This window comes from Streptomyces lusitanus, assembly GCF_042647945.1.
Lineage (GTDB): Bacteria > Actinomycetota > Actinomycetes > Streptomycetales > Streptomycetaceae > Streptomyces > Streptomyces pseudogriseolus.
Window position 1 is genome coordinate 262,918 of sequence record NZ_JBHRWL010000004.1, and the last position, 12,669, is coordinate 275,586.

Annotated in this window: 20 protein-coding genes; all 20 read left to right on the forward strand. The window is 71.3% G+C overall.

The features are described 5' to 3' along the window. The first annotated feature begins 1 nt into the window (after position 1). Positions 2-178, forward strand: a complete 177-nt coding sequence (locus tag ACFOSY_RS07910; RefSeq protein ID WP_394306018.1) for a hypothetical protein — start codon at positions 2-4, stop codon at positions 176-178. Next, entirely contained in the window at positions 178-417 is a 240-nt protein-coding gene (locus ACFOSY_RS07915; RefSeq protein ID WP_394306019.1) for a hypothetical protein, read from the forward strand. The genes ACFOSY_RS07910 and ACFOSY_RS07915 overlap by 1 nt, the downstream gene beginning before the upstream one ends. 118 nt (positions 418-535) lie before the next feature. Next, entirely contained in the window at positions 536-712 is a 177-nt protein-coding gene (locus ACFOSY_RS07920) for a hypothetical protein (RefSeq protein WP_394306020.1), read from the forward strand. A 28-nt stretch (positions 713-740) separates the two neighbouring features. After that, positions 741-1,130: a holin gene (locus ACFOSY_RS07925; RefSeq protein ID WP_394306021.1), complete on the forward strand. Its 390-nt coding sequence runs from the start codon at positions 741-743 to the stop codon at positions 1,128-1,130. Positions 1,131-1,548: 418 nt separating this feature from the next. Then, positions 1,549-2,169 (forward strand): hypothetical protein, encoded by a 621-nt coding sequence (locus tag ACFOSY_RS07930; RefSeq protein ID WP_394306022.1) that lies wholly within the window; start codon positions 1,549-1,551, stop codon positions 2,167-2,169. A 3-nt stretch (positions 2,170-2,172) separates the two neighbouring features. Continuing rightward, positions 2,173-3,831, forward strand: coding sequence for a terminase (locus ACFOSY_RS07935; RefSeq protein ID WP_394306023.1), 1,659 nt, complete (start codon positions 2,173-2,175; stop codon positions 3,829-3,831). Positions 3,832-3,846: 15 nt separating this feature from the next. Further along, positions 3,847-5,286: a phage portal protein gene (locus ACFOSY_RS07940; RefSeq protein WP_394306024.1), complete on the forward strand. Its 1,440-nt coding sequence runs from the start codon at positions 3,847-3,849 to the stop codon at positions 5,284-5,286. Further along, on the forward strand, positions 5,270-6,352 hold the full coding sequence (locus tag ACFOSY_RS07945) for a hypothetical protein (RefSeq protein WP_394306025.1): 1,083 nt from the start codon (positions 5,270-5,272) through the stop codon (positions 6,350-6,352). The genes ACFOSY_RS07940 and ACFOSY_RS07945 overlap by 17 nt, the downstream gene beginning before the upstream one ends. A gap of 66 nt (positions 6,353-6,418) precedes the next feature. After that, the gene (locus ACFOSY_RS07950) at positions 6,419-7,141 is read left to right on the forward strand and encodes a hypothetical protein (RefSeq protein WP_394306026.1); all 723 of its coding nucleotides are present in this window, start codon (positions 6,419-6,421) and stop codon (positions 7,139-7,141) included. Between the two features lie 35 nt (positions 7,142-7,176). Continuing rightward, the gene (locus ACFOSY_RS07955; RefSeq protein ID WP_394306027.1) at positions 7,177-7,326 is read left to right on the forward strand and encodes a ribosomal-processing cysteine protease Prp; all 150 of its coding nucleotides are present in this window, start codon (positions 7,177-7,179) and stop codon (positions 7,324-7,326) included. Positions 7,327-7,328: 2 nt separating this feature from the next. Further along, entirely contained in the window at positions 7,329-8,663 is a 1,335-nt protein-coding gene (locus ACFOSY_RS07960; RefSeq protein WP_394306028.1) for a hypothetical protein, read from the forward strand. Positions 8,664-8,722: 59 nt separating this feature from the next. Continuing rightward, positions 8,723-9,094, forward strand: coding sequence for a hypothetical protein (locus ACFOSY_RS07965; RefSeq protein ID WP_394306029.1), 372 nt, complete (start codon positions 8,723-8,725; stop codon positions 9,092-9,094). Positions 9,095-9,112: 18 nt separating this feature from the next. Then, positions 9,113-9,748 (forward strand): hypothetical protein, encoded by a 636-nt coding sequence (locus ACFOSY_RS07970; protein ID WP_394306030.1) that lies wholly within the window; start codon positions 9,113-9,115, stop codon positions 9,746-9,748. Continuing rightward, on the forward strand, positions 9,745-10,086 hold the full coding sequence (locus ACFOSY_RS07975) for a hypothetical protein (protein WP_394306031.1): 342 nt from the start codon (positions 9,745-9,747) through the stop codon (positions 10,084-10,086). Before ACFOSY_RS07970 ends, ACFOSY_RS07975 begins: the two co-directional genes overlap by 4 nt. Before the next feature lies 1 nt (position 10,087). Then, a complete protein-coding gene (locus ACFOSY_RS07980; RefSeq protein ID WP_394306032.1) occupies positions 10,088-10,501 on the forward strand; it encodes a hypothetical protein in 414 nt (137 codons plus the stop codon). Beyond that, the gene (locus tag ACFOSY_RS07985) at positions 10,501-10,743 is read left to right on the forward strand and encodes a hypothetical protein (protein ID WP_394306033.1); all 243 of its coding nucleotides are present in this window, start codon (positions 10,501-10,503) and stop codon (positions 10,741-10,743) included. Before ACFOSY_RS07980 ends, ACFOSY_RS07985 begins: the two co-directional genes overlap by 1 nt. Continuing rightward, entirely contained in the window at positions 10,740-11,168 is a 429-nt protein-coding gene (locus ACFOSY_RS07990) for a hypothetical protein (RefSeq protein WP_394306034.1), read from the forward strand. Before ACFOSY_RS07985 ends, ACFOSY_RS07990 begins: the two co-directional genes overlap by 4 nt. Before the next feature lie 75 nt (positions 11,169-11,243). Further along, entirely contained in the window at positions 11,244-11,810 is a 567-nt protein-coding gene (locus tag ACFOSY_RS07995) for a phage tail tube protein (RefSeq protein ID WP_394306035.1), read from the forward strand. Positions 11,811-11,911: 101 nt separating this feature from the next. Beyond that, entirely contained in the window at positions 11,912-12,253 is a 342-nt protein-coding gene (locus ACFOSY_RS08000) for a hypothetical protein (protein ID WP_394306036.1), read from the forward strand. Positions 12,254-12,333: 80 nt separating this feature from the next. Further along, complete coding sequence (locus tag ACFOSY_RS08005; RefSeq protein WP_394306037.1) at positions 12,334-12,669, forward strand: hypothetical protein; 336 nt, start codon at positions 12,334-12,336, stop codon at positions 12,667-12,669.

Consider the following 12,669-nt stretch of genomic DNA (forward strand, 5'->3'; position numbering starts at 1 on the left):
GATGGCCGCACTCGGCAAGGCCACCATCACCTGCCCCGGCTGCGGCGAGCCCCTCGAGCTCATGATGCGTCTCGACCCGGGCGCGAAGGCCGGCCCCGGCGAGATCGTCCTCAAGGTCGACCGCAGCATCGTCGACGAGCACCTCGCCGCCGCACACAGCGAACCCGCGAGCCGCTGATGGCCAGCCAGAAGATCGGCCAGCTCATCGACAACCTGGGCGTCGAGGCGGACCTCGAAGACGGCGACATGGTCACCGACGCCCTCGTCCTCACGAAGGTCATCAAGGCGGACGGCACCGTCACCCTCGCCAGCGCCCGCTCGGAAGCCCTCGACTGGATCACCCGACTCGGCATGCTCACGGCTGCCCAGGCCATCGAGAACTCCGGCTACACCGACTCACCCACCGACGACGACTGAGCACAGCGGCCGCCGTAGCTCTTCCGGGTGCAGCTTCGTCACAGGAACGTCACACCACGCGCGCGCCGCCTTCACCACGCCTAGGCTCCCCGCGTCACCGACGCAGGGAGGAACACACATGGCGAAGATCAAGACCCGGCAGCGCATGGGATGGATCGCGATCGGCTTCCACTGGACGATGCTGATCTGCACCGTCGGCCTCTGGACACCGGTCTACCTCGCCGCCCGCCGGCGCCGCGTCACCGTCACCCACATCCCCGACGGGTACACCGGCCCCCTCCCACCCACCCGGTAGCCACCACAGGACGGACAGGAGGCAGCACATGCCGCGCCGCGCACTGTCCATCTGCACCACACCAGGCTGCCCCGAGTACACCAACGGCGGACGCTGCACCAGCTGCCGCGCCCAGGCCGAGGCCAGGCGCGGCACCGCCACCCAACGCGGATACGGCACCAGCCACCGCAGACGCTTCCGCGCCGCGGTCCTCGCACGCGACCCCAACTGCACCTGCGCCGACACCAGCCACGGCCATGACGACCCCTGCGGCCAGCCCTCCCGGCACGCCGACCACTGGCCCAAGGACCGCCGCGCCCTGGCGGCCTCCGGCCAGGACCCCGACGACCCACGCCACGGCCGAGGCCTGTGCGGTCCGTGCCACAGCCGTGAGACAGCAGCGCATCAGCCCGGAGGCTGGGCCGCCGACCAGGCCTGACCACGGCACGCCCGCCCCTCCCCTGTGCCGCCCCCTCTGGGCACGGCCGGCAGGGACATGGCAGCCTCCGCGGTCCGCCTCAGGCTCGCGCCTCGAGCCATCAAGCCAGCGAACTGATCAACATCGTTCGTGATCTCGTCAGCACCTCACCGCCGGCGCAGCCGGTCCCGCCTCTGACCTGGGCATTCGCGGCGCAAGGCCGCGTTTCCGCAGGTCAAACGGGGTGCCCCCGCCCGCGCGGGGGTGGGGGCGTACCCGCGCGCGTGCGCGCGCTCGAGACCGCGGGGGAGGGCAACGCTGATCTGTACGGGTCTGGGGGTCCCCGTTCGACGCGTCGAACCACCCCCACGCACCGCCGGCCCCCGCGCAACGCCGGGGCCACTTCCCCGCCGCAACGGCTCCGGAAGGACACCTCCTCATGGGTGGAATGGGACCGGCCCCGAAGCCGGACGGAACGCGACGCCGGCGCAACGCCACCGTCGCCATGACGCCCCTGCCCCACGAAGGGCGCAAGGGCCGCACACCGAAATGGCCGCTCCCCGACGACGTCGTCCTCACCGCCCGCCGCGACCTGGCGCAGCGCAAGGCCGATGACCTCGAGCTCGCTCTCCTCGAGCCGGACCTCAAGGGCCGGGCGAAGGTGGCCGCCGAGAAGAAGGCCGACGCCGCGCGCGAGGCTGCGCTGATCCTGACCAAGCAGCTCGAGGCGCAGCAGCAGACCGAGGGTGCGCTGTGGCGGGAGCTGTGGAAGACGCCTCAGGCCGTGATGTGGGAGCAGCTGCGGTGGACGCGTGAGGTGGCGCAGTACGTCCGGTGGAAGAGCCGGGCGGAGGTCGGTGACCTGGACGCGGCCAAGGAGGCGCGGCAGCTGGGTGACCGGCTGGGGCTGACGCCGCTGTCGCTGTTGCGGCTGCGGTGGAAGATCTCCGACCCGGATGAGGGCAGCGCTGTCGCTCCGCGTGCGCGGCGGCGGTCGACGTCCGGCGGGCGGCGGCAGAGGCCGGATGATCCGCGGGCCACCCTGCACGTGGTGGAGTAGGCCGTGGGCGTCCTGATGGTGCCCAGGCCGGACGATGAGCCGTGGCCGACTCTGGGCCCTCAGGTGTGCGATCTGCTCGAGGAGCGGGCGATCCATGGGCCGGGCGCGTTGCGTGGCCGGCCGTATGTGCTGGACCCGGAGAAGCGGGCGCTGATCTACCGCTGGTATGAGGTGTACCCGCAGGGGCACCCGCGCGCGGGGAAGCGGCGGTTCAAGCGGGTGGGGTTGTCGGTCCGGAAGGGCACGGCCAAGACGGAGCTCGCGGCCGCGGTGGCGTTCGCCGAGCTGCACCCGGAGGGGCCGGTCAGGTGTGACGGTTTCGACGCGGACGGGGAGCCGGTCGGTGTGCCGGTGTCGGACCCGTACATCCCGATGGTTGCGTACACCGAGGAGCAGACGGAGGAGCTGGCGTACGCCGCTCTGTACGTGATGGTCACGGAGGGGCCGGACGCGGATCTGTTCGATCCGGGCCTGGACCGCATCATGCGGTGGGACGGCCTGGGCCGGGCGGTGCCGCTCGCGTCCTCACCGGACGCGCGTGACGGTGCCCGTACGACGTTCCAGCACTTCGACGAGACGCACCGCTTCACGCTGCCCCGGCACCGTGAGGCGCACCAGACGATGCTCGCGAACATCCCGAAGATCATGCTGTTCGACCCGTGGTCGCTGGAGACGACCACGACGTACACGCCCGGCGAGGGCAGCGTGGCTCAGGGCACGCACGAGTTCGCCGAGCTGGTCGCGTCGGGGAAGTCGAAGGACCGGACCCTGTTCTTCTTCCACCGCCAGGCGGACCCGCGGCCGGACGAGGACCTCTCGGACGACGAGCAGATCCGCGCCGCGGTCCGTGAGGCGTCGGGTCCGAGCATCGCGGCGTGGCCGGACTTCGAGGGCCAGGTCGACGCGATCGTCTCCCTGTACAACGCGCCCGACACGGACCGCGCGTACTGGGAGCGGGTATGGCTGAACCGGCGCGTGCAGGCCGGCCGCCAGGCATTCTCCGTCGCACGGTGGGCGGAGCTCGCCCGGCCGGACCAGCCGCTGCCGGAGAAGGGCGAGCGGATCACGATCGGCTTCGACGGCGCCCAGTTCCGCGACGCCACCGCGCTCATCGCCACCCATCTGGCGACGGGGTTCCAGTGGCCGCTCGGCATCTGGGAGGCGCCGCCCGGCGCCAACGAGGGCGACGACCCGGACCAGCAGTGGGAATGCCCGGCCGACGAGGTCGACGCCGCGATGATCGAGGCCTTCGACACCTGGGACGTGGTCCGCGCCTACGTCGACCCGCCGTACTGGGAGGGCCTGATCACCACGTGGCAGGGCCGGTGGGGCGAGAAACAGATCACGAAGTGGTGGACCAACCGCCTCAAGGCCATGGCCTACTCGCTGCGCGCCTACGAGGGCGCGATGAAGACCGGGGCGCTGACGCACTCCGGGCATGAGGCGTACGCCCGGCACGTGGCCAACGCCCGCAAGAAGCAGCTGAAGATGCTCGACGAGCAGGGCAAGCCGCTGTGGGTGATCGAGAAGGAACGGCACCAGTCGCCCTTGTCCATGGACGGCGCGATGGCCGGCTGCCTGTCGTGGGAAGCCCACCGCGACGCGATCGCTGCTGGCGTCAAGCCGAAGAGGAAGCCGTCCAGGATGATCGTCCTGCGGTAGAAGGTGAGGTGAGCCATGGAGCGCACCGAGCTGGAGTGGCTCGAGCATCTGATCGCCTGCCACGAGAACTGCAAGGGCGAGCTCGAGACGCTGGACCGGTACTACGAGGGCAAACAGCCCTTGTCGTACATGGCGCCGGAGTTGCAGCGCGAGCTGCAGGACTCCGTGCGGCAGGTCGTCGTCAACTGGCCGCGCCTGGTCGTCGACTCTGTCGAGGAGCGCCTGGACGTCACGGGGTTTCGTTTCCCCGGCGAGGCCGAGGCGGACGAGGAGCTGTGGCGGATCTGGCAGGCCAACGACCTCGACGAGCAGTCGCAGATGGGCCACCTCGACGCGCTGATCATGCAGCGGTCGTACGTGGTGGTCGGGCCGAACGAGAAGGATCCGACCACGCCGATCGTGACCGTGGAGTCGGCGCTCGACATGTACGCCGAGCACGATCCACGGACTCGGCAGGTGGCGGCCGCGGTGAAGCGGTGGTGCGTCGGCGAGGGCAAGGACGAGGTCGAGCACGCCACTCTGTACCTGCCGGACGCGACGATCTGGTGGGTGAAGCAGGACGGCACGTGGGTCGAGGATCCCGAGTACCCGCGAGATGACCACGGGCTGGGTGTGCCGCCGGTCGAGGTGCTGTCGAACCGGACCCGGTTGAAGAAGCGCGACGGCGTCTCTGAGCTGGCGGACGTGATCCCGCTGTCGGACGCAGCGTGCAAGATCGCCACGGACATGATGGTGTCCGCGGAGTACCACGCCACGCCGCGGCGGGTGGCGTACGGGTTCGGTGAGGAGGACTTCACCGACGAGCACGGCCGGAAGATCTCCGCCTGGTCGCGGATCGCCGGCCGGATCTGGGCGACGGAGAAGAACAAGAAGGACGACGGCGTCGACGTCACCCAGTTCCCCGAGGCGGACCTGAAGAACTTCCACTCGACGATCAGCCAGCTCGCGCAACTGGTGGCGTCGCTGGCCGGTCTGCCGCCGCACTTCCTCGGTCACTCCACCGCCAACCCCGCCAGCGCGGACGCGATCCGCTCGAGTGAGGCCCGGCTGGTGAAGCGCGCGGAGCGCAAGCAGAGGTCCTGGGGAGGATCGTGGGAACGGGTCATGCGGCTGGTGCTGCTGGTCCGCGACGGCGAGGCCTCCGACGACGCGCGGGCGCTGGAAACGATCTGGCGGGACGCGTCCACGCCGACGGTGGCGCAGGCCGCCGACGCCGCGGTGAAGAAGTTCCAGGCGAAGATCGTGCCGCTGCGGCAGACCCGCGAGGACCTCGGCTACAGCCAGGCACAGATCGCGCGCATGGAGGAGCAGGACGAGGCCGACACCCGGCAGGCGATGCGACGCCTGGCGACCGGGGACGTGAGCCCGCTGTTCGGCGGGAAGCCGGACCCGGAGCCACCGGCGCCGCCAGAGGACGAGGAGCCGGCGGAGACCGACCGTGGCAACGCCGCCTGAGCCCACCCCGCCCGAGCTCGGGCAGGCCCGGTACCGGCAGGTCGAGGAGATCATCCGCGCGGTCGTCGAGCAGATCCAGGCGATCTGGGCGACGCTGTCGGCGCAGAGCATCGAGGACGAGCTCCTCGAGGAGGCAGGCGCTGCCATCGCGGACGCGGCCCTCGCCGGGCAGCTGGGCGTTGCCGAGGCAGCGCAGGCCTACATCGCGGCGCAGATGGCAGCCCAGGGCGGGATGACGCTGGTGCAGGCGCAGCTCCTGCCGCGGCTGGTGCCGTCCGCGTTCCCCGGGTTCGCGCCCGGCGGTGGTCCGCTGGAGTCGCTGCTGTACCTGCCGGCGATCGGTGTGCGGCGCCGCCTGGCGGCCGGGCTCCCGCCTGAGGAGGCGATGATCGGCGGACTCGTCGACATGACGATGTACGCGTCGACGGCCATCGCGGACACCGCCCGCCAGTCGGACCAGGTCGCGATGACCGCGCACCCGCAGTGCGTGGCGTACGTGCGGGTGGTGCGGCTGCCCGCCTGCTCGCGGTGCATCATCCTCGCCGGGCAGATGTACCGGCACAGCGAGGGATTCCTGCGGCACCCGCGCTGCGACTGCCAGACCTTGCCGCTCCGCGAGGAAGAGTGGCCCGACGTCCCGGGCCCGAGGGACCTGTTCGACCAGCTCGACAAGGAGCAGCAGCAGCGGGTGTTCACCGTCGCTGGTGCTCGGGCGATCCGGCAGGGCGGTGACATCGGGCAGGTCGTCAACGCCCGCCGCGGCATGTCCACCGCGACGATCGGCGGCCGCGACGTGCAGGTCACCAACGAGGGCATCAGCCGCCGCGGCATCGCCGGCGCCCGGCTCATCACCGGCGACCCCACCCGGCTGACCGCGCCCCGCACCGGCGGCGACGTCCGCGTGGTGTCGGAGTGGACCCGCCGCACCAGTACGGGCCGCACGCAGCTGGTCCGGCTGCGCGGCGCCCGCGCCCCCCGGCTCATGCCGGACGAAATCTTCCGCGTCGCGGACGGCGACCGCGACGAGGAGCTGCGGCTGCTTCGCCGCCACGGCTACGTCGTGTAGCCGCCCACCACCCCTCCGGCCGTGCGCAACGCATGGCCGCCGATTCCCCCGCAATGGGAGACCCACATGAAGGCAACCCGCCACGCCTGGCTGTCCGGTGCGCACGGCACGGACTGGTTCCGGCTGAACAGGCACGACGACCCTGACCCGGCCGATCCGCCCGCGGACCCGCCGGCCGACCCGCCCGCCGATCCGCCCGCCGATCCGTCGGCGGACCCGGACCCGGGCGACGACCCGGACGGCGCCGACAAGCTCGGCGACGCCGGTAAGAAGGCCCTCGACGCGATGAAGCGCGAGCGCGCCGAAGCCAAGAGGGCGGCGGCCGCCGAGAAGCGGCGCGCCGACGAACTCGCGGCGAAGGTGCAGGAGTTCGAGGACCGCGACAAGAGCGAGCTCGAGCGGGCCCAGGCGCAGGCGCAGCGTGCGCAGGAGGCGGTCGCAAAGGCCACCGCCCGCGCGGTGCAGGCCGAGGTCAAGGCCCTGGCCTCCGGGTTCGCTGACGTGGACGACGCGGTCGTCCACCTGCAGGCGAAGATGAGCGGCTACGCGACGCCGGACGGCGACGTCGACGTCGAGGCCATCAAGACCGACCTCGCGGACATCCTTGACCGCAAGCCGCACCTGCGGCGCGCGGACCCGTCCGCCGATCCCGGGCCGGGCAAGAAGGGCCCCAAGCCGGACCCCAGCCAGGGCGTGCGCCCCAGCCCGGCACCCACCGACTACCGCAACGCCGACCGGTCGACCCTCAAGGACGAGCTCGCCAAATACGGCGTCCGTCTGCGCGGATGATCCGCGTCCGTGCCCGGCTGGGCAACGGCCGCACCGTGATCGAGGTCGACGGCCACGAGGGCCACGTCCTGGATGGCCGAGTGTGCGCGGCGGTATCGGCCATTACTCAAACCGCGCTGCTCGGCCTCGAGGCTGTGGCTGAGCAGCATCCGGACCTTGTGTCCGTCGACATCACCATGGAGTAACCATGCAGAACACCCTCGCGCGTGGTGCGCGGTCGTGGTTCCGGCTCGACCGGCACGACATCCGCACCACTCTTCCCCCGGCCATCCAGGCCGTCATGCAGAACGGGCTCCTCGACGGCATGTTCCGCGAGTCCCTCCTGCCGGAGCTGCTGTTCGCTCAGGTCGCGGACGTCGAGCCGTGGCAGGGCGCCAAGGGCTCGAAGCGGATCATGACCCGTAACGGGCTCATGACGCCGGACCCGACCCCCACCACCGGCTCCGACGCGTCGACCGGCTCCTACAGCATCGAGCAGTGGGAAGTGGTGATGGACCAGTACGGCAAGTCCATCGACACCGACCTGCTGCAGTCGAAGATGACGCAGGCGTCGAAGTACCTCAACGACGTCGGCCGCCTCGGCATCCACGCCGGCCAGACCCTGAACCGGCTGGCCCGCAACAAGCTGTACAAGAGCTACGCCGGCGGCCGTACGTTCGTGAAGACCGACGGAACCAGCGACTCCTCCATGGTCGTCGCGTCCACCGACGGGTTCACGCACGTCCTGGTCAACGGGGTGCCCACTGCGGTCAGCGCGTCGAACCCGCTGCCCATCACCGTCGAGGGCGTCGCCAACACGGTGACCGGCGTGAACACCTCGACCAACACGCTGACGCTGGGCACCGCCCGCGCCGACGTCACTGGCGACTACGTGATCTCCTCGCAGGCCCCGTACATCGTGCGGGCCGGCACGGGCAACGACTCGGCGTACGACATCGGTACCGGCGACCTCGCCAAGTTCTCCCACTTCCGGGCGGCCGTCGCCCGCCTGCGCCGCATGAGCGTGCCGCCGGCGGAGGGCTCCAACTACATCGCCCACATCGACTCCGTCACGGAGTCGCAGCTGTTCGAGGACACCGAGTTCCAGAACCTGTACCGCGGCCGCGCGGACTCCGACACCTACCGCGACCTCGCCATCGGCGTGTTCGGCGGCATCGTCTGGGTCCGCAACGAGGAGGTCCCGTACCTCACCGCGGCCACCGCCGGTCACGAGGACCTGGCGGCGACCGTGCACCGGCCGATCGTCATGGGTGCCGGCGCCCTGGTCGCCGCACCGTTCGAGGACATCGCCGGGCTGCTCGCCGAGACCGGCGTCAGCGACGTCCCCGAGATCGGCATGATCAACGTGGCGCCGGGCGTCGACGTCGCCCGCATCGTCCGCCCGCCGCAGGACCGGTTCCAGCAGACGGTGTCCACGACCTGGTCGTGGGTCGGCGACTACGGCGTCCCGTCCGACTCGCTCGCCAACGGTGACCCGGCCCAGTTCAAGCGGGCCGTCGTCCTCGAGCACAGCGCGAACTGACCCCGCGCGGGGCCCGGCCAACCGGTCGGGCCCCGGGCCCAGACGAAAGGGGAGGTCTCGTGCCCAGTGTTGTGGTGAACGAGAACTTCAAGATGTTCCACGGGCATCAGCCCCTCAGCCTCGAGGCCGGGCAGGTCGTCACCGGCAGCCTGGCGGAGCTCCTCTCCCGGACCGCCCGGAAGCGGGTGACCGTCATCGAGGACGAGCAGCCGGACACCGGCAGCGACGGCGGCGAGCAGCAGGAGCAGGAGCCGCCGACCGGCGACCAGGACCCCGCGGACGACCTGGACATCGACGCGTCCGTGGCCGACGTCCTCACCTGGGTCGGCGACGACCCGGAGCGGGCCGTCGCAGCGCTGGACCTCGAGGAGGCCAAGGACAACCCGCGGTCGACGCTGGTCAAGCAGCTCACCAAGATCGCGGACGCGTAGCGGAAGGGGGGCCGCATCATGGCACTCCCCTCCCTCGCCACCCCCGAGCAGTTGCAGGCCTACGTGCCCGGGGTCGCGGTGCCCACAGAGTCCGCGGAGCTCGCGCTGCGGATCGCGTCGGCGGCCATCCGCCGGGAGACCCGGCAGACCCTCACCTTCGTCGAGGGCGACACGGTCGTCCTTGAGGGAGGCGAGCGGGTCCTGGCCCTCCCCCAGCGGCCCGTCGTCATCGACGACGACCACCCGCTGACCGTGGTGGAGATCCCCGACGGGACCGGCACCGAGGTGCCGGCCGTGGAGAACCGCGACTTCATCCGGCAGGGCTCCGAGCTCCGCCGCGGTGAACCGCTGTACGACCTCGGCCGCACGATGGGCTGGCCCTGGGCGCGGCCGCTGGGTATCTGGGCAGACCGGGTGCGCGTCACCTACAGCCACGGCTACCCGGACGGTGAGCTGCCCGACGAGCTGGTCGGGGTGTGCCTGGACCTGGCGGCCGCGACCCTGGCCAACCCCAGGCGTCTGCGGTCGGAGTCGGCGGGCGCGACCAGCGTGACGTACACGGTGGAGACGTTCGGCACCGGCAGCCTCACCGCCGACCACCGCCGGACCCTGCGGGACTTCAAGCGGACCGTGCTGTCGGTGAGGCAGTCGTGAGCGTCCTGTACGAGCAGTCGGTGGTCATCGTCCGGCCGGCCACCACCACCGACCGGTACGGCAACAGCCGGCCGGACTACGGGGCGGCCGCCGAGCGGATCCCCGTCGACCAGGTCAACGTCCAGTCGTCCGGCGGCAGCACCGAGGACACCGACGATCGTCAGATCACCGTCACCGGCTGGCTGCTGATCTCCGCGCCGGGCACCATGCCCGACCTGCGGGACACCGACCGCGTCGAGTTCGACGGCCAGGTCCTCGAGGTCACCGGCAAGGTCGGCCGCTGGCCAACCCCCACCGCCGTACGGCACATCGAGGCGCAGCTCAAGGAGGTCGACTGACATGCCGAGAGCCCAGTTCCGTTACGTGCCCAACCGCGACTTCTACGACGAGATCGCCCGCAGCCAGGAGATGCACACCATGCTCCTGGACGCGGCGCAGCGCGGCGCGAACTTCGCGCGCGGGTTCGCGCCTGAGTACTCCGGTCCGACGTACAAGCCGGGCGTCATGAGGCGCGGCGAGTACAAGCAGTCGATCTACTCCGGCGCCCACCTCAACTCCAACGGGTGGCGGGCCGAGTTCGGCGCCACCGCCCCATGGACGCTGCAGGTCGAGTTCGGGACCGGTCAGACGGCCGGACGGGCCCGGGATTCCTCGGGCCGGTTCCGGTCCGTCGGGGCGCGGCCGCAGGGCGGTCACTCCCCCAAGTACCGCCCGCTCGGCCGGGCGCTCGACTCCCTGAGGAGCACAGCCTGATGACCACCATCGTCCTCGCCCACTGGTACGACGGCCGCCCGCCGGGCAGCGAGCTCGACGTCGACGACGACCAGCTGCGGCGGCTGCGCCGTGACGGGCGGGTCGCGGCCGTCGTCGAGCAGCCGCCCGCCGAACCGCCCGCGGCCGCGGCCGCGCCGCTCGAGGAGCCGGCCGCCGAGGAGCCTGAGGCGGTCTCCCTCGAGGAGACACTGCCGGCGAAGGTGGGACGACGGCGGCGATGAGCCAGCCCGTCATCCTCTTCCCGGACGCCGAGTTCGTCGCGGTCACCGTGCTGCGGTCCGCGCTCGCCCCGACGGTGCATGTCGGCACCGAGTGGCCCGATGACCTCGAGACCAAGCTGGCTGGCGGGGTGGTGTCGGTGACCCGCGGCGGCGGCGCCATCGTCCAGCGGCACGTCACCGAGGACGTCACCCTCGACCATGACGTCCTGGCCGCCACCAAGGGTCAGGCCCTCGACCTCGCCCAGCTGGCCCGCGCGCACTGGCTCGCCGCCGAGGGCACCACGGTCGACGGCGCGCAGATCTACTCCGTCAACGACGTGTCCCTGATCTGGCTGCCGCATCAGCCCGACGCGGAGACCGCCCCGATTCCCCGGTACGTGCTGGTGATGCAGGCCCGCCTGCGCGCCCTGCCCGCCACCCCCTAACCCGCACCCCTCCCTTTTCACCGCACCCGTCGGCCGTCGGTCGCACGGGTCCTTCGCATGCCCTGGAGGCATCCCGTGGCCAACGATTCAGACAACGTGCGGGTCGCACTCAACGGCTCGATCTTCCTGGCCCCCGTGGGGACCACCGGCCCCGCCGACCTGTCCGCCGCGTGGGGCGCGAGCTGGGTGGACCTCGGCTACCTCTCCGACGATGGCGTGTCGATGGAGTACACCACCGACGTCGAGGACATCAACGCCTGGCAGTCCCTCTCCCCGGTGCGGCGCGTCCTCACCAGCGTCGACATGACGCTCGGGTTCACCGCCATGGAGCTCAAGGCGGCGACCGTCACCGCCTACTTCCCCGGCGCGACGATCACCGAGGTCACCGAGGACACCGTGTGGCGCCTGGACATCCCGGCCGCCCCCGGCCCCGACGAGCGCGCCATCGGTCTCGAGTGGATCGACGGCAACATCAAGAACCGCCTGGTCATCCCGCGCGGTGAGATCACCGACCGCGGCGCCATCAGCCTCGGCCGGTCCGCCGCCGTCGGCCTGGAGATGACCGTCTCCGCGTACGCGTCGACCGCGCCCGAGATCGCCACCTGGCTGTCCAACGACCCCGCCTGGGCGCTCGCCGCCTGACCGGCGCACGCCCCATCTGAACCCCCCGGCAGGCGTGCCATGCGGGTCGCGCCTGCCGGGGTCTCCAACCCGCTACCACCCGCCAGATCAGGAGCATCACCGTGAGCACCAGCAGCAAGAAGAAGGACACCGGCCGGGAGGTCGTGTCCCTGGACGCGCTCGTCCAGCAGAAGCGCGACGCACTCCCCGAGCCCACGGACTACGAGCTGTTCGGCGTGGAGTTCACCCTGCCGCCGATGCGGGCCCTGCCGTGGGAGCTGCAGGAGAAGGTCGGCGACCTCAACGACACCATCGGCGTCCTCGCGGAGGTCCTCGGCAAGGACAAGGTGAAGGAGCTGTACGGCGTCGGCATCCAGATCGGTGACCTCGAGGTCCTGGCCCTCGACTGGCAGAAGCGGTCCGGGCTGGAGCCGGGGGAAGCCGGGGCCTCCTCCAGTTCCTGAGGGAGCACGGGGAGGCAGTCGCCTGGGACATCCCGCACTACTGGCCCGGCCGCACTCTCGGCGAGCTGTTCCGGGGCGAGATGTCCTGGCTGGAGCTGAAGACATTCCTCAAGTACCTGCCGTGGGACTCGGCGACCGCCCGGGCGGTGCGCGGGTCCACGGCGGAAGAGGACTACTGGACGCCGGACCGGCAGCTCGCGGCGACGCTCATCGACTCGCTGCGTGAGCAGACCTACGCGCTGATCAAGCTGCACGGCGACCCGAAGAAGACGAAAAGGATTCGGCCCCCGGAGCCGATCCCCCGCCCGGGCGTCGAGAAGCGCAAGAACACGAGAACCATCCGCTTCGGCGGGCGTCACGGCAGTGGCGCCGCCGAGCTGGCGAGGGTCTTCGGAGGCCGCGCCACCAACCCCTGA

Bases quoted from the DNA above. Each gene is read 5' to 3' on its own strand.
- ACFOSY_RS07980 (WP_394306032.1), top strand. From the start codon at position 10,088: ATGCCGAGAGCCCAGTTCCGTTACGTGCCCAACCGCGACTTCTACGAC.
- ACFOSY_RS07960 (WP_394306028.1), top strand. From the start codon at position 7,329: ATGCAGAACACCCTCGCGCGTGGTGCGCGGTCGTGGTTCCGGCTCGAC.
- ACFOSY_RS07970 (WP_394306030.1), top strand. From the start codon at position 9,113: ATGGCACTCCCCTCCCTCGCCACCCCCGAGCAGTTGCAGGCCTACGTG.
- ACFOSY_RS07910 (WP_394306018.1), top strand. From the start codon at position 2: ATGGCCGCACTCGGCAAGGCCACCATCACCTGCCCCGGCTGCGGCGAG.
- ACFOSY_RS07950 (WP_394306026.1), top strand. From the start codon at position 6,419: ATGAAGGCAACCCGCCACGCCTGGCTGTCCGGTGCGCACGGCACGGAC.
- ACFOSY_RS07990 (WP_394306034.1), top strand. From the start codon at position 10,740: ATGAGCCAGCCCGTCATCCTCTTCCCGGACGCCGAGTTCGTCGCGGTC.
- ACFOSY_RS08005 (WP_394306037.1), top strand. From the start codon at position 12,334: ATGTCCTGGCTGGAGCTGAAGACATTCCTCAAGTACCTGCCGTGGGAC.
- ACFOSY_RS07930 (WP_394306022.1), top strand. From the start codon at position 1,549: ATGGGTGGAATGGGACCGGCCCCGAAGCCGGACGGAACGCGACGCCGG.
- ACFOSY_RS07920 (WP_394306020.1), top strand. From the start codon at position 536: ATGGCGAAGATCAAGACCCGGCAGCGCATGGGATGGATCGCGATCGGC.
- ACFOSY_RS07985 (WP_394306033.1), top strand. From the start codon at position 10,501: ATGACCACCATCGTCCTCGCCCACTGGTACGACGGCCGCCCGCCGGGC.
- ACFOSY_RS07915 (WP_394306019.1), top strand. From the start codon at position 178: ATGGCCAGCCAGAAGATCGGCCAGCTCATCGACAACCTGGGCGTCGAG.
- ACFOSY_RS07940 (WP_394306024.1), top strand. From the start codon at position 3,847: ATGGAGCGCACCGAGCTGGAGTGGCTCGAGCATCTGATCGCCTGCCAC.
- ACFOSY_RS07925 (WP_394306021.1), top strand. From the start codon at position 741: ATGCCGCGCCGCGCACTGTCCATCTGCACCACACCAGGCTGCCCCGAG.